At 64.2% G+C, this 18,142-nt stretch carries 14 protein-coding genes; 4 read left to right on the top strand and 10 right to left on the bottom strand.

What is annotated here, in order from left to right; translation table 11 throughout:
• Position 1: 1 nt before the first annotated feature.
• Positions 2-832 carry a TrmH family RNA methyltransferase gene (locus CRO48_RS06345; RefSeq protein ID WP_245423440.1) on the bottom strand — a complete coding sequence of 277 codons (831 nt, stop codon included), beginning with the start codon at positions 830-832 and terminating at the stop codon, positions 2-4.
• A 7-nt stretch (positions 833-839) separates the two neighbouring features.
• Positions 840-1,226, bottom strand: coding sequence for a hypothetical protein (locus CRO48_RS06340; RefSeq protein ID WP_097137381.1), 387 nt, complete (start codon positions 1,224-1,226; stop codon positions 840-842).
• 37 nt (positions 1,227-1,263) lie between these two features.
• Between CRO48_RS06340 and CRO48_RS06335 the strand changes: the two genes are divergently transcribed.
• Entirely contained in the window at positions 1,264-2,292 is a 1,029-nt protein-coding gene (locus CRO48_RS06335; protein ID WP_097137379.1) for an RluA family pseudouridine synthase, read from the top strand.
• A 268-nt stretch (positions 2,293-2,560) separates the two neighbouring features.
• The gene (gene rpoH, locus CRO48_RS06330) at positions 2,561-3,460 is read left to right on the top strand and encodes an RNA polymerase sigma factor RpoH (RefSeq protein ID WP_097137377.1); all 900 of its coding nucleotides are present in this window, start codon (positions 2,561-2,563) and stop codon (positions 3,458-3,460) included.
• Between the two features lie 92 nt (positions 3,461-3,552).
• Here the strand turns inward: rpoH and CRO48_RS06325 are convergent, their stop codons facing one another.
• Together CRO48_RS06325 and CRO48_RS06320 are read right to left on the bottom strand one after the other, a co-directional pair.
• Positions 3,553-5,979 (bottom strand): hypothetical protein, encoded by a 2,427-nt coding sequence (locus CRO48_RS06325; protein ID WP_097137376.1) that lies wholly within the window; start codon positions 5,977-5,979, stop codon positions 3,553-3,555.
• A 70-nt stretch (positions 5,980-6,049) separates the two neighbouring features.
• Positions 6,050-7,345 (bottom strand): adenylosuccinate synthase, encoded by a 1,296-nt coding sequence (locus tag CRO48_RS06320; protein ID WP_097137374.1) that lies wholly within the window; start codon positions 7,343-7,345, stop codon positions 6,050-6,052.
• 195 nt (positions 7,346-7,540) lie between these two features.
• Between CRO48_RS06320 and CRO48_RS06315 the strand changes: the two genes are divergently transcribed.
• Together CRO48_RS06315 and CRO48_RS06310 are read left to right on the top strand one after the other, a co-directional pair.
• The gene (locus CRO48_RS06315) at positions 7,541-8,428 is read left to right on the top strand and encodes a DMT family transporter (protein ID WP_097137525.1); all 888 of its coding nucleotides are present in this window, start codon (positions 7,541-7,543) and stop codon (positions 8,426-8,428) included.
• A 155-nt stretch (positions 8,429-8,583) separates the two neighbouring features.
• Positions 8,584-9,003: a GlcG/HbpS family heme-binding protein gene (locus CRO48_RS06310; RefSeq protein ID WP_097137372.1), complete on the top strand. Its 420-nt coding sequence runs from the start codon at positions 8,584-8,586 to the stop codon at positions 9,001-9,003.
• 177 nt (positions 9,004-9,180) lie between these two features.
• Here the strand turns inward: CRO48_RS06310 and serA are convergent, their stop codons facing one another.
• The 6 genes from serA to ftsH all read right to left on the bottom strand — a co-directional run bounded on the left by serA (position 9,181) and on the right by ftsH (position 18,130).
• On the bottom strand, positions 9,181-10,776 hold the full coding sequence (serA, locus tag CRO48_RS06305) for a phosphoglycerate dehydrogenase (RefSeq protein ID WP_097137371.1): 1,596 nt from the start codon (positions 10,774-10,776) through the stop codon (positions 9,181-9,183).
• 87 nt (positions 10,777-10,863) lie between these two features.
• Positions 10,864-12,042, bottom strand: coding sequence for a phosphoserine transaminase (locus CRO48_RS06300; protein ID WP_097137369.1), 1,179 nt, complete (start codon positions 12,040-12,042; stop codon positions 10,864-10,866).
• A 464-nt stretch (positions 12,043-12,506) separates the two neighbouring features.
• The gene (locus CRO48_RS06295) at positions 12,507-13,352 is read right to left on the bottom strand and encodes an outer membrane protein (RefSeq protein WP_097137367.1); all 846 of its coding nucleotides are present in this window, start codon (positions 13,350-13,352) and stop codon (positions 12,507-12,509) included.
• 188 nt (positions 13,353-13,540) lie between these two features.
• Complete coding sequence (locus CRO48_RS06290) at positions 13,541-14,368, bottom strand: outer membrane protein (RefSeq protein ID WP_097137366.1); 828 nt, start codon at positions 14,366-14,368, stop codon at positions 13,541-13,543.
• 274 nt (positions 14,369-14,642) lie between these two features.
• Complete coding sequence (gene glmM / locus CRO48_RS06285) at positions 14,643-15,995, bottom strand: phosphoglucosamine mutase (RefSeq protein ID WP_097137523.1); 1,353 nt, start codon at positions 15,993-15,995, stop codon at positions 14,643-14,645.
• A 212-nt stretch (positions 15,996-16,207) separates the two neighbouring features.
• Positions 16,208-18,130 carry an ATP-dependent zinc metalloprotease FtsH gene (ftsH, locus tag CRO48_RS06280; RefSeq protein WP_097137364.1) on the bottom strand — a complete coding sequence of 641 codons (1,923 nt, stop codon included), beginning with the start codon at positions 18,128-18,130 and terminating at the stop codon, positions 16,208-16,210.
• Positions 18,131-18,142: the final 12 nt, after the last annotated feature.

Genomic DNA, 18,142 nt, shown 5'->3' with positions numbered 1-18,142 from the left:
CTCAGCCGATCCGCCCCTTTGACAGGGCCATCTGATAGAGCGCGATGCCGCAGGCTGTGGCGACGTTGAGGCTGTCCAGGCCGGGCGCCTGCGGCACCCTTGCGGTATGAAACTGCGACAGGATCGCATCGGGCAACCCTTCGCCTTCCGTGCCCGCAACCAGCGCCAGCCGTGCGCTCGGGGCAATCTGCCCAACGGCTGTCTCGCCGCGCGGCGAAAGCGCCCATATCGCAAATCCGGTCTCGGTGAGGGACTGCAGCAACTCCCGCGCTCCCTCGCCCTGCGCATAGGGCAGGCTCAGCACTGAGCCGACCGAGACCCGGATCGCCTTCCTGTAGAGCGGATCGCAGCAGGTTTCGTCGAGCAGGAAGGCGTCGACACCGAAGGCTGCGGCGTTGCGGAACAGGGCACCCATGTTGTCATGGTTGGAAATGCCGCAAGCGGCAAGCACGAGACTGTCGGCCGGCAGCGAGGCGATCAGCCCCGCGACCGAAGGCGGCTCCTCCCGGCGTCCGATCGCAACGACGCCGCGATGCATGTCGAATCCGGCGATCCCGTTGAAGATCGTCTTGTCCGCGACATAGCCCGGGACGTCGGCCGGAATATCCGCCAGGATGGCGGCGAGCCCTGCGAGCCTGTTCTCAAGGATCAGGATCGCTTCCGCGCGAAATCCCCCACCCCGGGTATGCGCCTGCGCCAGCATCCGCAGCACCACGGTTCCCTCGGCGACGAAGCGGCCCTCCCGCCCGACGAGATCGCGCTCGCGGATCGAGCGGAACGCCGCGATGCGGGGATCGTCGCTCTCGGTGATACGGATCGCTGCGCCGGCCACTGCCCCGTTACCGGCCGCTAACGTCGATATCGGCGATGACGCGTCCGGCGGCGATGTCGAACAGGATCGCCTTGCGGGCACCGTCGGAGAGGGTGCCGTAGAACAGGATCTGGCCATCCGACTGCGATACCGACGACACGGTGAAGCCGTCCGGAAGCGTTACTGAACCGCTGACGGGCGCATCGCTCGGAACGCTGAGGCCTGCGGAAATACGGCTTTCGGGCTTGCCATCCGTCCGCGTCACCTTATAGACAATGGCCGCAAGCACCGCCATGAACATGACGAGCATGATGCCACCGGAGACGAGCTGCAGGCGAACCATCTTGCGCCGGACATTCTCCATGGCCGGATCAAGCGGCTTTTCTTCCTGTTCATCTGCATCAAACTTCGACATAGGCGGTAGCGTCTCCGACAGTCAGGACAATCTTTGAATGAGCGCCCCCTTTAAACAAGCCGACGACACAAGGAAAGTCCTGACAGCGGACGAGGATGCCGCAGGCCGCATTGACGCGTGGCTTGCAGCGACCCTTGGTGGCGAATATTCGCGGAGCCGCATCAAGGCGCTGATCGAACAGGGCGCCGTGCTCGTCAACGGCGCCGCCGTGAACGAGCCGAAGCGCAAGATACATCCGGGCGATACGATCGCGATCGAACTGCCAGAACCGGAAGATCCCGAACCGCAGGGCGAGGACATTCCCCTGGAGGTTCTTTTTGAGGACGACGACCTGATCGTGCTGGTCAAGCCCGCCGGCCTCGTCGTGCATCCGGGCGCGGGCAACTGGACCGGCACCCTGGTCAATGCGCTGATCCACCACTGCGGCACCAGCCTTTCCGGCATCGGCGGCGTCCGCCGGCCCGGTATCGTCCACCGGCTCGACAAGGAAACGAGTGGCGTCATGGTCGCCGCGAAGAATGACGCCGCACACAGGCATCTGTCCGCCCAGTTCGCCGACCACGGCCGCAACGGGCCGCTGGAGCGCGCCTATCAGGCCGTCGTTTGGGGCCGGCCGCGCCAGTTGCGCGGCACGATCGACGCCCCGCTCGGCCGGTCCGGCGACCGCACGAAGCGCGCAGTCAAGCGGGAAGAGAGCGACGACGCCCGCGAAGCCATCACCCATTACGAGGTCATCGAGCGCTACGGCGAGAAACCGGACGCCACCTGCCTCGCCTCGCTGGTGGAATGCCAGCTGGAGACCGGGCGCACCCACCAGATCCGCGTCCACATGGCCCATATCGGCCACCCGCTGCTCGGCGATCCGGAGTATGGCGCCGCCTTCCGCACCAAGGCCAACCTCCTGCCCGATCAGGCGCGCGCCGTGGTCAACGGCTTCCACCGGCAGGCACTGCACGCCTACATGCTGCAGTTCGAACATCCGACGACCGGCGAGGTCATGCATTTCGAGGCGCCCGCCCCGGCCGATCTGGAGTCTCTTCTGGATGCCCTTCGGGCGATCGGCTGACCGCCGCAAAGCCTGGTTCCCCTTGAAAACGCTGGCTTTCGGCACGACATATTGCCGTGTCGCGCAAGGCTGCCCTCCTCCCTCCGGTTTTCACGGTCCCGTGAAAGCACCGGCGCTTGAACCATTGTTTCGCCATACCTATCTATCATCGTGGCGGGGTCGACATGTCTCGCCCCGGAGCCTGATCCGCAAACGGAGAACCATTGCGGGATAGGGCTCCGATCAAGGCTTGCCTGACAAGGAAGCCGCTTCAAGGAAGGGGTGCTCGATGGCCCGAAATACATTGCCGTCCATCACGGCCGGCGAAGGCGGTCTCAACCGCTATCTCGACGAAATCCGTAAATTTCCGATGCTTGAGCCGCAGCAGGAATACATGCTGGCCAAGCGTTACCAGGAACATGACGACCGCAACGCTGCCCATCAGCTTGTGACGAGCCACCTGCGCCTCGTCGCGAAGATCGCCATGGGCTATCGCGGCTACGGCCTGCCGATCGGCGAAGTCATTTCCGAGGGCAACGTCGGCCTCATGCAGGCGGTCAAGAAGTTCGATCCCGAGCGCGGCTTCCGCCTCGCCACCTATGCCATGTGGTGGATCAAGGCGGCGATCCAGGAATATATCCTGCGCTCCTGGTCGCTCGTGAAGATGGGCACCACCGCCAACCAGAAGCGGCTGTTCTTCAACCTGCGTCGCATGAAGGGCAAGATCCAGGCGATCGACGACGGCGATCTGCGCCCCGATCAGGTCACCGAGATTGCCACCAAGCTGCAGGTGTCCGAGGAAGAAGTCGTCTCGATGAACCGCCGCCTGTCGGGCGACGCTTCGCTGAACGCGCCGATCAAGGCGAGCGAGGGCGATTCCGGCCAGTGGCAGGATTGGCTGGTCGACGATCGCGACAGCCAGGAAGAGACGTTGATCGAACAGGACGAACTGGAAACCCGCCGCGCCATGCTGGCGCGTGCGATGAGCGTCCTGAACGACCGCGAACGCCGCATCTTCGAGGCCCGCCGCCTTTCCGAGGACCCGGTGACGCTGGAAGAGCTATCGACCGAGTTCGACATCAGCCGCGAACGCGTGCGCCAGATCGAGGTCCGCGCCTTCGAGAAGGTTCAGGAAGCGGTACAGAAGTTCGCTGCCGAACAGGCCGTGCGCGTGATCGAACAGGCTTAAGCCCCCTCGACATCCGCAAGCCGACACTAACGCAAAAGAGAACCCCGCACGGCGCTTGCCATGCGGGGTTTTTCTTGTCTGCCCGACGGGCGCTACTGGCTGTCTGCCGGGCCCAGCGCGTTCCAGGCGTTCATGACGGTGTTGAACACCTCCGCACCCGACGCGCCCTTCTCCAGCGTGATCAGCGCGCGACGGCCGTTGCGATAGGTGATCGGAATGTCGATCCAGTCGCGGCTTTTCAAAAGCTCGTTGTTGCGGCTGATCGCATCCGGAAAATCGTTCAGCGCGATCATGTGGAAGTCTTCCGTGATCTTGGCGGGAACCGCGATCAGCGGGTCGCCGCGATCCTGCTCGGTGCGCTTCATCGCCACGCGCTGGACGCTGTCGATGCTGCCGCCCTCGAAGTTCGGCGGCAGCGCGAAGACGATCTCCACCAAATGGCTTGCCGGCAACGACTTGTCGGCATTGCGGCGGATCGTCACCTGCGCCGTCAGGCCGTTGGAAGGTGCGTTGATCTGCGCACGGATCACCGGCTCGGCCTTGGCATCGCCACCGGGTGATTCTTCCGCCTGAGACCACACCACCGTTCCGTCGATCGCCGTCGGAGCGGACTGGCCGAGCCTTTCCTCATAGAGGAACATCTTCTGCGTCACGCCGAGCGGCGCCTGTTCCGCCGTCGGGTTGGCGGTCGGTCCGCCGGCCGAAGCCGGAGCGGTCTGCGCCGCATCCTGCGAAGGCGTCGGAGCCGGTTCCGTTCCAGAAGCAGCAGGCGCGGAAGCGTCGTCGGCCGCATTGGTACCGTCCGTCGCCGGCGTTGCGGCGCCGGGCTCGGCCGAGGCCACTTCGGTCGACTGCTCGGCCACGGACTTGCCCTCCTCAGAGGAGGCCTGGCCTACGACAGGCGCCGGGCCCTCGTCGGATTCCGTTCCGTCCGGCAGCAGTCGCTGCGTAAACTTGCTGCTGGTCGGCTCCGCAGAGGCAACTTCGGTGTCGCCCGGCTGGCCTGCACCGTTCGCGCCTGCCGTCGGCGTACCGGAACCATCCGTCGCGCCGTTTGCCGGTGCATCGTCAGTGGCGGCAGGTGCGGTGAGATCGGCAACCATCTGGTCCACCGCGTCCCGGTTCAGCCAGTAGGCAGCGCCAGCGCCGCCGACGACAGCGAGAACCGCGGCCAGCGCACCGATCTTGGCAAGGCTGACGCCGCGTTTGCGAGGTTCTGCCCGGTAAGGTCGCTGGCCGTTGCGCACGGCAGCCTCGGTAACGCCTGAAGCGTCAAACGTGTCCTCGACGGCAGCAGGCTTCTCCGGCTCTGCCGCGCCCCCCTTCGGCTGATACCCGATAAGGTCCTCGAGATCGCCCCAGGCGTTTTCGGCAGGCTTTTTCGCCTGATCCGGGGTCTTCGTCTCTTCCGGCCAGTTCCAGTCGTTGGCGAACTCGCCGCTGGCCTCGCCTGCGGTGGGAGCAGGCGCCGGCTCGCTGCGCGGGCTCTCTTCCCAAGCATTTTCGGAAGGCGGCGTTTGCGAGGGGAACTCGTGAAGCGTAAAGCCCGAATCGGACCGCTCCGCCGTCCAGTTCCCCGGTGCCGCAGCAGCAGGCATTTCGAAGGACGCCTCGACTGCCGGCGGTTCCGCCCGGTTGACCGGCGCGACGGCGTGCTCTTCCCGGTAAGCAGGTTCTTCGTATGCCGGTTCTTGGTAGGCAGGAGCGCCCGCCTGCTCGACGAACGCGGTATGATCGTAGGCCGGATCCTGAACGGGTTCGAGACCGATGTAGGCCGGCACCTCGGACGGCGCCTCCGCGACATCAGGATGGGCCGATGTCTCGACGAAAGTCTGATGCGGCGCCTCGACGGGCTCGGCCTGTTGTGCAGGAGGGGCCTCATGCACCGGCTCGTATGAAGTCTCCGCCTGCCAGCGCTCCTGCTCGGGTTCTGGCTCGACGGTCGCCGAGGTCGGCGGAACATATTCCACCGGCTCGTCATATTCGACGGCGGCAGGCGGCGCCTCGCGCGCAAACTCGGGTTCCGCTGCCGGATGAACGGCATTAACTTCTTCTGCAGGGCCGGTTTCAGTGGGGCCACTCTCGGCAGGGCCAGTCTCGGCAGGCCCAGTCTCGGCCGGCGTAGGTGCCGGAAACTCCGCGGGAGCGGCTTCGACGGTTTCGTCATAAGTCGCAGCAGGCGCAGGCTCCTCCGAGGAAGCGGCGGCAGCCTGCGGAGCCTCGGGCTCGGGCTCGGGCGGCGCATACGGAGCAGGCTCCTGGAACGCCGACGCATCGTCTTCGACGGCCAGATCCTCCGCTGGCAGGGCGATTGCGTGCTCGCTCTCGACCTCCGAGATCGCGGCTTCGAGCTTGTCCAGCTGGCGCTGCACAAGTTCGTCCGACGGACGGGGATTCATGGCCTCCAGCTGCCTGCGCACCGCGCCGCGAGCCTTGTCATAGACCTTGACGCGCATGTCCGGAGAATTGTCCGTGAGGCCATCAACGGCCCTACGAATGACTGCTACAAAATCCGCCATAAGAACTTTCTCGTGATCTCCGGCCTTATATGGTCGCGAATCCGGTCCGGAAGAAGTGTCAAATCAAATCTTAGTCCTCGAAGGGATCGGTCACAAGTATCGTATCGTCACGCTCGGGGCTCGTCGACAGCAGAGCGACCGGCGCGCCGATCAGCTCTTCGACCTGGCGGACATACTTGATGGCCTGCGCCGGCAGGTCGGCCCACTTGCGGGCGCCCACCGTCGATTCCTTCCAGCCTTCCAGCGTAATGTAGATCGGCTCAACCCGGGCTTGCGCGGCCTGGCTGGCCGGGAGATAGTCGATTTCCTTGCCGTCGAGCTTATAGGCGACGCAGATCTTCAGTTCGTCGAGCCCATCAAGAACGTCGAGCTTGGTGAGTGCTATGCCAGTGATGCCCGAGGTCTTCACGGTCTGGCGAACCAGAACCGAATCAAACCAGCCGCAGCGACGCGGGCGGCCGGTGTTGACGCCGACTTCGCGGCCGACGGTCGCAAGATGCTTGCCAATCTCGTCCTTCAGCTCGCACGGGAACGGCCCTTCGCCGACACGGGTCGTATAAGCCTTGGTAATGCCGAGGACATAGCCGATCGCCGTGGGCCCGAGGCCGGAACCTGCGGCAGCCTGCCCGGCGACCGTGTTGGAGGACGTCACGAAAGGATAGGTGCCGTGGTCGTTGTCGAGGAGTGCGCCCTGCGCGCCTTCAAACAGGATGCGGGCACCCGCCTTGCGCTGATCGTCGAGGATACGCCATACCTGATCGACATAGGGCAGCACCTGGTCGGCAACTTCGTTGAGTTCGGCCTCGATCGATTCAACGGAAATTTCCGGCAAGCCGAGGCCGCGGCGCAGCGCATTGTGGTGGGTCAGCAGCCGGTCGATCTTCCCCGGCAGCGCTTCCTTGTCGGCCAGATCGATGGCGCGAATGGCGCGGCGTCCGGCTTTGTCCTCATAGGCCGGGCCGATGCCACGCCGTGTCGTGCCAATCTTCGTACCGCTGCTGGAGGCGGCATCTTCACGGAAACCGTCCAGATCGCGGTGGAGGGAAAGAATGAGCGGTGCATTGTCGGCGATGCGCAGGATCTCCGGCGTGATGTTTACACCCTGCCCGCGCAGCTTCTCGAGTTCGGCGACGAAGTGATGAGGATCGACTACCACGCCGTTGCCGATGACGCTGAGCTTGCCGCGGACGAGGCCGGAGGGCAGCAAGGCGAGCTTGTAGCTCGTGCCGTCGATGACAAGGGTATGACCCGCGTTGTGGCCGCCCTGATAGCGGACGATGACATCCGCCCGCTCCGAAAGCCAATCGACAATCTTGCCCTTGCCCTCGTCACCCCATTGCGATCCGACCACCACGACGTTCGTCATTTCTTATTTCCTGCTTCTTGCGCACGGCATGGCGCGCACTGTGAAAACCCGCGCATCTATACTGTGTAGTTTTGGCGAAAGCGACCCTGTTGTACCGCCGCAACCTGCTTTTTGCATGGCGTTCACGGCGATTTCGGCCTATTCCTGCGCTTGCCTCAAGCTCCGCCTGTCCTCAACGCTTCCCGCAAGATGCATCTGAACCGAAAAGCTTACGCCTATCTCAGCATCACGTCGCTCTTCTGGGGCGCGAATTCCGTTGCCGGCAAGATCGCCGTCGGCCACGTCAGCCCGATGATGCTGACGACGCTACGCTGGGTAGTCGCCCTTTGCGTCATTCTTGCGTTCATGACCCCGCAAATCAGGCGCGACTGGCCGAAGATCAAGCAGCACTGGCTCCAGCTCTTTCTCTACGGCGCCTTCGGCTTCACGCTCTTCAATGCCCTGCTTTACTCGGCGCTTAACTATACCAGTGCCATCAACGCCGTCATTGTCCAGGCGGGCATCCCGATGCTCATCTTCGTGATGAACTTCCTGCTCTTCCGCATCCCGGCGTCGCCAGCACAGATCATCGGATTTTCGGTCACTCTCATCGGCGTGCTGGTCACCGCCGCGCATGGCAACTTCGCGACGCTGATGCAGCTGGAATTCAATTTCGGCGACGTGCTCATGCTTTTCGCCTGTCTCGTCTATGCCGGTTATACGGTGTCGCTGCGCTGGAAGCCGACGCTGCACTGGCAAAGCTTCATCGCAGCCCCCGCCTTCGGCGCCCTGCTAAGCTCGCTGCCGCTGCTGTGGTGGGAGATCGGCTCGGGCCACGCCATCGCGCCGGACGGGCTCGGCTGGATGATCGTGCTCTATGCCGGGATTTTCCCCTCGCTGATGTCGCAGGTGCTCTATGTTCGCGGCGTGGAGATGATCGGGCCGAACCGCGCTGGCCTCTTCATCAATGCGATACCCGTCTTCGGCACGCTTCTCTCCGTTGTCCTGATCGGCGAAGACTTCCACCTTTTCCACTTCGTCGCACTGCTGCTGGTGCTCGGCGGCATCGCCATTGCCGAGATCGGCCGGCCCAAGCAGGGGTGAGAGCCGAGGCTGACAAGACGGGAAAAAGGGGCTGGTCCGTCCCCCCCCCCCCGCCGGCCATTTGTTCCAGCCCGGCAAAGGTCATTGTGCGTTCTGCAGCGTGCCGCTTTGCAGACCTGCACGTTATTCTGGCCACCACAGAACAGGAGACTGCCATGACCAGCTATAGAGAAACCATCACGCTTAGCCACAAGGGCGCCCTGGACATGCTTGGCGCAGCCGTGGCGCATGCCGAACAGATCGGCGTGCCGCAGTGCGTCTTCATCGTCGATGCGAGCGGGGAGACGATCGCCAGCATCCGCATGGACGGCGCCAAGTATCTCAGCATGCACACCGCTCGCTCGAAGGCGCGCACCGCCGCCTCGATCAACAACGCCACGGGCGCCATGCCGGCGGAATTCGGCGTCGCCGCCGGCATCGCTTCGCAGGGCGGCGTCACCCACCTTCCCGGCGGCCTGCCGATCCGCTTCGGCGGCAAGCTCGCCGGCGCCATCGGCGTCGGTTCCGGCACCGGCGACCAGGATTTCGAAGTCGCGCGTGCCGCGCTGAAGGCGGTCGGTGCGGACGCCGTTTGACAGCGACAACATCTGTCGACTACTGGCGAATGCCCCTTCTCCGGTTCCGCCATTCGCCAGATTATGTGACCGCATCTCGACCGGCCCTGCCACGATCACCCCGTCCCCCTCATGCAGAAAGCCCGCCCCGGATCGCTCCGGCGCGGGCCCCTGTTATCGTCTTGGGAGGAGACGAGATCAGTCGACGTTGAAGACCAGCGGCTTGGCCTGGCGGATCGCCGGATTGGCGCGAAGCTTGTCGAGCACGTCCTCGGATACGGGGCCGTCGACATAAAGCAGCGCGATCGCGTCGCCGCCTTCCTTTTCACGGCCGAGCTGGAAGTTGGCGATGTTGACGTTCGCCGCACCCAGCGTCGTTCCGATGAAGCCGATCATGCCGGGAACGTCGGTGTTGGTCAGGTAGACCATGTGGCTGCCGACGTCGGCGTCGAGGTTGATGCCCTTGATCTGGATGAAGCGCGGCTTGCCGTCGGAGAACACCGTGCCGGCGACCGAGCGGGTCTGGTTGGCGGTCTTGACCGTCAGCTTGATGTAACCGTCGAACACGCCCGACTTGTCGCGCTTGACCTCGGAGAGGATGATGCCCTTTTCCTTGATCATGATCGGTGCGGAGACCATGTTGACGTCGGCCACCTGCGGACGGATCAGGCCGGCGAGAACGGCACTCGTCAGCGCCTTGGTGTTCATCGACGCGGTCTGACCGTCGTAGAGGATCTCGATTTCCTTGATCGCGCTTTCGGTAACCTGGCCGACGAAGGCGCCGAGAACGTCGGCCAGCCGGATGAACGGCTTCAGGATCGGTGCTTCCTCTGCGGTGATCGAAGGCATGTTGATGGCGTTGGAGACGGCACCCTTGACGAGGTAGTCCGACATCTGCTCGGCCACCTGCAGGGCCACGTTCTCCTGCGCTTCCGTCGTGGACGCGCCGAGATGCGGCGTGCAGACGACGTTCGGCAGGCCGAACAGCGGGCTTTCGGTGGCGGGCTCGACCTCGAACACGTCGAAGCCGGCGCCGGCGACGTGGCCCGACTTCAGGGCCTCGGCCAGCGCCTTCTCGTCGACCAGGCCGCCACGGGCGCAGTTGATGATGCGCACGCCCTTCTTGGTCTTGGCGAGCGCCTCGGCATTGAGGATGCCGCGCGTCTTGTCGGTCATTGGCACGTGCAGGGTGATGAAGTCGGCCTGGGCCAGGAGCTCGTCGAGCTCGACCTTGGTCACGCCCATCTCCTCGGCGCGCTCCTTCGACAGGAAGGGATCGTAGGCGAGAACATGCATGCCCAGCCCGATCGCCTTCTTGCAGACGATGCCGCCGATATTGCCGGCGCCGATGACGCCGAGCGTCTTGCCGGTGATCTCGACGCCCATGAACTTCGACTTCTCCCACTTGCCAGCCTGGGTAGAGCTGTCGGCGGCGGGAAGCTGGCGGGCGACGGCGAACATCAGCGCGATCGCGTGCTCGGCGGTGGTGATCGAGTTGCCGAACGGCGTGTTCATGACGATGATGCCACGGCGGGAGGCAGCCGGGATGTCGACGTTATCGACACCGATGCCGGCGCGGCCGATCACCTTCAGGTTGGTTGCAGCCGCAATCAGCTTTTCCGTCGCCTTGGTGGCGGAGCGGATGGCGAGGCCGTCATAATTGCCGATGATCTCGGCGAGCTTTTCCTTGTCCTTGCCGAGCTGCGGCTGGAAATCGACTTCGACGCCGCGGTCGCGGAAGATCTGGACGGCGGTTTCCGACAGTTCGTCGGATACGAGAACGCGAGGTGCCATGGAAGGCCTCCTTGAAAGATCGGATCTGGAACGGGAAGCGGATTGGGGCCTCGCCCCTCGAAGGAGGCGAGGCAAGTCACGCAAAGATCAGGCCGCAGCCTTCGAAAGCGTCGCCTTCTGGGTCTGATAGGCCCAGGTCAGCCAGGGCATCAGCGCCTGCATGTCGGCGGTGTCGATCGTGGCACCGGCCCAGATGCGAAGGCCGGACGGCGCATCGCGGTAGGCGCCGATGTCATAGGCGACGCCTTCCTTCTCGAGCAGCGCCACCATGCCCTTGGCGAAGGCAGCCTGCGCTTCGGCGTCGAGTGCGAGCACGTCCTTGTCGGCGATCGTGAGGCAGACCGAGGTGTTGGAGCGGTTCGCCTTGTCCTTTGCGAGGTTGGCGATCCAGTCGTTCTTCTCGACGAAGTCGAAGATCACCTCGGCATTGGCGTCTGCGCGCGCCATCAGGCCCTTCAGCCCCCCGACGGACTTCGCCCACTGCAGAGCGTCGATGTAGTCCTCGACGCAGAGCATCGAAGGCGTGTTGATCGTTTCGCCAGTGAAGATGCCCTCGATCAGCTTGCCGCCCTTGGTCATGCGGAAAATCTTCGGCAGGGGCCAGGCCGGCACGTAGCTTTCCAGACGGGCGACGGCACGCGGGGACAGGATCAGGACACCGTGGCCGCCCTCGCCGCCCAGCACCTTCTGCCAGGAGAAGGTGACGACGTCGAGCTTGGCGAAGTCGAGGTTCTGCGCGAAAGCGGCAGACGTCGCGTCGCAGATCGTCAGGCCCTTGCGGTCGGCCGGGATGAAGTCGGCATTGGGAACACGCACGCCAGACGTGGTGCCGTTCCAGGTGAAGACCACGTCGCGGTCGAAATCGACGGCGGAAAGGTCGGGAAGCTCGCCATAGGCCGCTTCGAACTTGCGGGCGTCGAGCTTGAGCTGTTTGACGACGTCGGTGACCCAGCCGGCGCCGAAGCTTTCCCAGGCCAGCATGTCGACACCGCGCTCGCCGAGCAGCGACCACAGCGCCATCTCGACGGCACCGGTATCGGAGGCGGGCACGATGCCGATGCGGTAATCGGCCGGCACGTCCAGAATTTCGCGGGTGAGATCGATGGCCTGCTTGAGCTTGGCCTTGCCGACCTTGGCGCGGTGCGAGCGACCGAGTGGGGCATCAGCAAGGGCTTCGAGCGACCAACCGGGACGCTTCGAGCAAGGGCCAGAAGAGAAATGGGTATTGTTCGGACGCACGTCCGGAGCGGTGACGGTCTTCGTCATGTTGGCTATCCTTCCAGATAGAAAGCCCTTCGTTGGGGAAGGGTGTCCCGCCGCCGGAAATATGCGAGGTCGGAATCGAAGTCAAGCCGGATATGTCGCGCTTTGGAAAATATTGGGCGCAGCGTGGATGGTCGTGTGCGCTTGTCCGTTTGGACAACAGGTGCCCTGGGCAAGCGTTCGGAACGGTCGTCTTCGGAAGTCACCAGCATTTTCCTCCGTCACCCCGGCCTTGAGCCGGGGTCCAGCGGCGTCGCGTCTGCGACGCGGGAAGTGCCTTATCGCGCAAAGACTTGCGCGGCGGGATGCCGGATCAAGTCCGGCATGACGGGGCATTGTGGATGCGCCGGAGAAGCTGTCGAGGCTGCGGCATCGCCGAGACGTTACCGCATAGCTCCCGCAACCGTACCAAGGCATGAAAAAGATGTCGCGCGCGAGCCCTCAATCAGCCTTCGCCGATCCCGGTCCTACCACGTCGTAACGCGGATGCCGGCGCGGATCTCGTGGCGCTGGAAGCCGTCGTCGCGCGCCTTTGTGCCCGAGGCGCCCAGCGCCTTCTCGGCGCTGCTGTAGCCGAACATCTTGCCGCCATCCACGTCGGAATAGCGGTAGCCGATGTCCAGCTTGATGCGGTTGGTCAGGTCGTAAGAGGCGCCCGCCATCAGGGCGTAGGTGAAGCGCCAGCTCTCCTCGCCCGGGTTGCGGACGACATCGCCCTGCTCGGTGCTGCCGCAGGCGCCGGTCCCGTCGACGCAGGTCGCCCGCGTCTTCAGGTCGTCCCACTGCACGTTCGTCGCGCCGACGCCGCCGCCGATGTAGGGCGTGAAGCCGGCATAGGTGCCAAGATCGATATAGCCGTTGGCCATGACGCTGATGGCGTTGAAGCCGCTTTCATGGGTGAAGTCGCAGCCCGTTCCGGCATTCTCACCCGGGCAGGCGCGCCCGATCGACGAATCGGCGTCAAAGCTGGAATTGAAGAAGTCGGTCGTGAGATCCGTGCGCACGAAGTTGTTGAACTGGTAGCCCATGCCGACGCCGTAGGAGAACGGCTTGGAGAAGCGCGCGTCGTCGAAGCGCTCGCGGCTCTCGTCCGCCCCGCCCTCGCCGATGTAGTTGTAGCTCCCGTCGCCGCCCTTGATCGAGGCGGCATAGCCGAGGTCGCCGCGGATGTACCAGCCCTGCGCGACCGCCACGGTCGACATGTCGACTTCGGGCGCCTCGATGACCGGGTAAAGTTCGCCGCCGGCGAATGCGGTGCCGGCCGACAGGCTGGCCAGGAATGCAGCACCGAGAATTGTCTTTCGCACGATCATATCTCGCCCCCACGACGGCGGCCGGGATTGCGGCCGATTAACTGACGCGAGTATCGCAAGGGGAAGTTAAGACACGGTTAAGCATGTTTGTTAACCACGACGCCGGCGCCGATCAGGCAGTCTCGAACGCGGAAAGCCGCCCGGCGAGGCACCGGGCGGCTTTCTTGAAGGAACTTCGGACGAAGGGCTTACTTGTAGATGGCCGGCTCGACCGGTGGCGGAACGTAGGGCACTTCGCAGGTGTTGAAGGTGTAGCGCAGACCGACGCGGGCTTCGTGGACGAAGAAGCCGTCATCCTCGCCAGGGCCGCCGTTCATCGCATAGCCGAACATGTCGCCGCCGCTGATCTGGCGGAAACGGTAGCCGGCATCGGCCTTCCAGTTGCAGGTCAGATCGACGGAGGCGCCGGCCATCAGCGCGTAGGTGAAGCGCCAGCTGTCCTTGCCGTTGTGGCTGACGCTGTCGTCGCAATCGTCGGGATTGTCGACCGAGCAGGAGGTATTGCGCAGATTGCCCCAGTTGACGCGGGTCGCACCGATACCGGCGCCGACATAGGGCGTCACGCCGTAGTAGGTGCCGAGGTCGACATAGGCGTTGGCGAGCAGGCTGAGCGCCGACCACGAGGCGCGGTCGGTGGAAACGCAGTCGTCGGAGACGCCGCAGCTGCCGCTGGTGGAACCGTTGAAATCGCCGTCGAACAGATAGTCCAGTGTCACGTCCGTGCGGAAATAGTCGTTCCACTGGTAGCCGACACCGCCGCCGAGAACGACGCCGCCGTCGAGATCGGTGTCGTCGAAGTCGGCCTTGTAGCCGCCGGGACCGCCCTGGTAGTAGCTGGCACCGCGCATATGCGTCCAGCCATAGCCGACGTCACCGCGCAGGTACCAGCCGCTCGTTGAAACGGGCGCAACCTCCACCGGCGCCGGCTGGACCGGTTCCGGTTGAAAAACGTCAGCCGCATACGCCGAAGAGCTCGCAATCAGAGCTGCAAGGGCGCCACTCAAAAACTTCCGCATGGCCCGACTCCATAGTCATGTTGACCGGCACTGCATCAGCCCGCAGCGCCAAAATCCTCGATTGGCCATGGATAATGATCGGCAAAGGTTAAGTTGCAATTAACTACGACTATTTACTCTGGTTGTTAATCTTGGGGTAAGACTTGCGGCGCGCACCCTGCTTCTGGAAGCGGGCACAGCCTGTGATTCGCGTTCAGAATGACGGTCCTCGAAAGCAGGAAGGGCCTCGCACAGGATGCGAGGCCCTTCGAAACCTGTACGATCTTGCTCCCGGTCAGGCGGCGTTGCGCACCGATCCGATGACGGCGACGAGTTCGTCGACGATGCGCTCCACCATAGCCCGGTCGTCGCCTTCCGCCATGACACGGATCAGCGGCTCGGTGCCCGAGGGGCGGATCAGAAGACGGCCGGTCTTGGCAAGCGCATTTTGCGCCTCAGCGATCGCCGCTCCGACAGCGGGATCCTCCAGCGGCTTTCCGCCGGAATAGCGGACGTTCTTCAAGACCTGCGGCACCGGCTCGAAACGGTTGCAGACCTCACTGACGGTGCGACCGCTGCGCTTGACGCAGGCGAGGACCTGCAGCGCCGCCACGAGGCCGTCGCCGGTCGTGCCGAAATCAGAGAGCACGATATGGCCCGACTGCTCACCGCCGACATTGAAGTCGCGCTGGCGCATGTGTTCCACGACGTAGCGATCGCCGACCTGCGTCCGCTCCAGCCCGAGCTTCTTGCTCTTGAGGAAACGCTCAAGCCCGAGATTGGACATGACGGTCGCTACCAGTCCGCCACCCTTGAGCGTGCCGTCGGCCGCCCAGGTCTCGGCAATGACGGCCATCAACTGGTCGCCGTCAATCAGCTTGCCGTTCTCGTCGACGATCTGCACCCGGTCGGCATCGCCGTCCAGCGCGATGCCGATATCCGCCCGCACTTCGTCCACCTTGCGACGCAGCGCATCCGGGTGGGTCGAGCCGCATTCCAGATTGATGTTGGTGCCGTTGGGATCCGCGCCGATCGTCACCACGTCGGCGCCAAGTTCCCAAAGCGCTGCCGGTGCGACGCGATAGGCGGCACCATTGGCGCAGTCGATCACCACCCTCAGCCCATGCAGCGTCACGTCGCGCGGCAGGGTGCGCTTTGCGTGTTCGATGTAGCGGTCGTGCACGCCGTCGATGCGCTTTGCCCGGCCGATGTCGTGCGCCTTTGCCAGTTGCGGCACGATGTCGTCGTCGAGCATCGCCTCGATCTGCGCCTCGAGCTCGTCGGAGAGCTTGTAGCCGTCGAGCCCGAAAAGCTTGATGCCGTTGTCCTGGAAGGGATTGTGCGAAGCGGAGATCATTACGCCGATGTCGGCACGCAGCGAGCGCGTCAGCATGGCGACGGCAGGCGTCGGAATCGGGCCGAGGACGAAGGCATCGACGCCGGCCGCGGTGAAGCCGGCGACCATGGCGTTCTCAAGCATGTAGCCCGAGAGGCGGGTATCCTTGCCGATCACGACCCGATTGCGGTGGGTGCCGCGGCGGAAGATCGTACCGACGGCGATACCGACCCGCATGGCGAGATCCGGGGTCATCGGGAAAACGTTCGACTGGCCCCTGATGCCGTCGGTGCCGAAATAGCGACGCTTCATATGCGCTCCTGATATGTCTGGTTCGGACAGCGCGCGCAGGGCAAGAAAAGCTGCCTGCCGCAACGGCATGTCCCATTCCGTGCCTGTTTGCCACAGATCGCGCGGCAGAGCACCTGAAATTCGGTTCTTGCCCGTTACAGCCCGTTACCATTTCGAACGAAGAGGGCCGGCCGCATGAACGGCCGGCCCTCTTCGTTTGTCGTAAAGGCTTGTTATTGCGGCTGCGGTTCCAGGCCGCCTTCCGCCTCGCCGCCCTTCTTCTGGCCGGCCTTGGGCACGGCCGAGCCACGGTGCGGCGGGCTGTCGTCGCCGAGGTCGCGCGCGGGCTTCTCGCCGCGGATCAGCGCTTTGATCTCTTCGCCGGTCAGCGTCTCGTATTCCAGCAGCCCCTCGGCGAGCGCCACAAACTCGTGGTGCTTCTCGGTAATGATGCGTTTGGCTTCCGCATAGGCCTCGTCGATTAGGCGGCGGATCTCGTTGTCGATCTTCTGCGCGGTCGATTCCGACACGTTCTTCGACTGGGCGACGGAATGGCCGAGGAAGACCTCCTGCTGGTTCTCGCCGTAAGCGACCTGTCCGAGCTGGTCGGAGAAGCCCCACTGGGTGACCATCGCACGCGCAAGTTTTGTGGCCTGCTCGATGTCGGAGGAAGCGCCCGACGTGATGTTCTCCTTGCCGAAGGTGATCTCTTCTGCAACGCGGCCGCCCATCATGATGGCGAGGCGAGAGACCATCCACTTGTAGCTCATCGAGTAGCGGTCGCCCTCGGGAAGCTGCATCACCATGCCGAGCGCGCGGCCGCGCGGGATGATCGTCGCCTTGTGCAGCGGATCGGCCGCCGGAACGTTCAGCGCCACGATCGCGTGACCAGACTCGTGATAGGCGGTCAGCTTCTTCTCCGCCTCGGTCATCGCAGACGAGCGGCGCTCCGCGCCCATCATGATCTTGTCCTTGGCGTCCTCGAACTCCTGCATGGTGACGAGGCGCTTGTTGCGGCGCGCCGCCATCAGGGCAGCCTCGTTGACGAGGTTCATCAGGTCGGCACCGGAGAAGCCTGGCGTACCGCGGGCGAGCACCTTGAGGTCGACGTTCGGCGCCAGCGGCACGTTGCGCACGTGTACCTTGAGGATACGCTCGCGGCCGACGATATCCGGGTTCGGCACCACGACCTGGCGGTCGAAACGGCCGGGACGCAAGAGTGCCGGGTCGAGAACGTCGGGACGGTTGGTGGCGGCGATCAGGATGATGCCTTCGTTCGCCTCGAAGCCGTCCATCTCGACCAGCAGCTGGTTCAGCGTCTGCTCGCGCTCGTCGTTACCGCCGCCGAGGCCTGCGCCGCGGTGACGGCCGACGGCGTCGATTTCGTCGATGAAGATGATGCAGGGCGCATTCTTCTTGGCCTGCTCGAACATGTCGCGGACGCGGCTTGCGCCAACGCCGACGAACATTTCGACGAAGTCCGACCCCGAAATGGTGAAGAACGGCACGTTGGCTTCGCCGGCAACGGAGCGGGCGAGCAGCGTCTTACCGGTGCCCGGAGGGCCGACGAGCAGCACGCCGCGCGGAATTCGCCCGCCGAGACGCTGGAACTTCTGCGGGTCGCGCAGGAACTCGACGATCTCCTCGAGGTCCTGCTTGGCCTCGTCCACGCCCGCCACGTCGGCGAAGGTAACGCGGCCGTGCGCCTCGGTCAAAAGCTTGGCCTTCGACTTGCCGAAGCCCATCGCCCCGCGCGATCCACCCTGCATCTGGCGCATGAAGAAGAGCCAGACGCCAAGGATCAGCAGCATGGGCAGCAGCGTACCGATGTAGCTCAGGAAACTGTTGGAACCGTCGGTCTCCGGGCGCGCGTTGATGACGACGTTCTTGGCTTCCAGCCGCCCCGTCAGAGCATCGTCGATCGCCGGTGCGTAGGTCTGGAAGGTCGTGCCGGTTTCCACATAGCTGCCGACGATCTTGTTGCCCGTGATCACGACTTCCTTCACCCGGCTGCCGTCGACCTCTTTGAGGAACTGCGAGTAGGGAATGTCACGCGAACCGGTCTGGGCCGGGCTCGTCTGGAACATGCTGAAGAGAGCGATCAGCAGGAGCGCTATGATGGCCCACAGGGCGACATTGCGGAAGTTTGGGTTCATCGGGCTTTCCGG

It is taken from the genome of Rhizobium subbaraonis, from assembly GCF_900220975.1.
GTDB lineage: Bacteria > Pseudomonadota > Alphaproteobacteria > Rhizobiales > Rhizobiaceae > Mycoplana > Mycoplana subbaraonis.
Note: the sequence above shows the minus strand (reverse complement) of the source record. Positions and strands in the feature narration are given on the sequence as shown.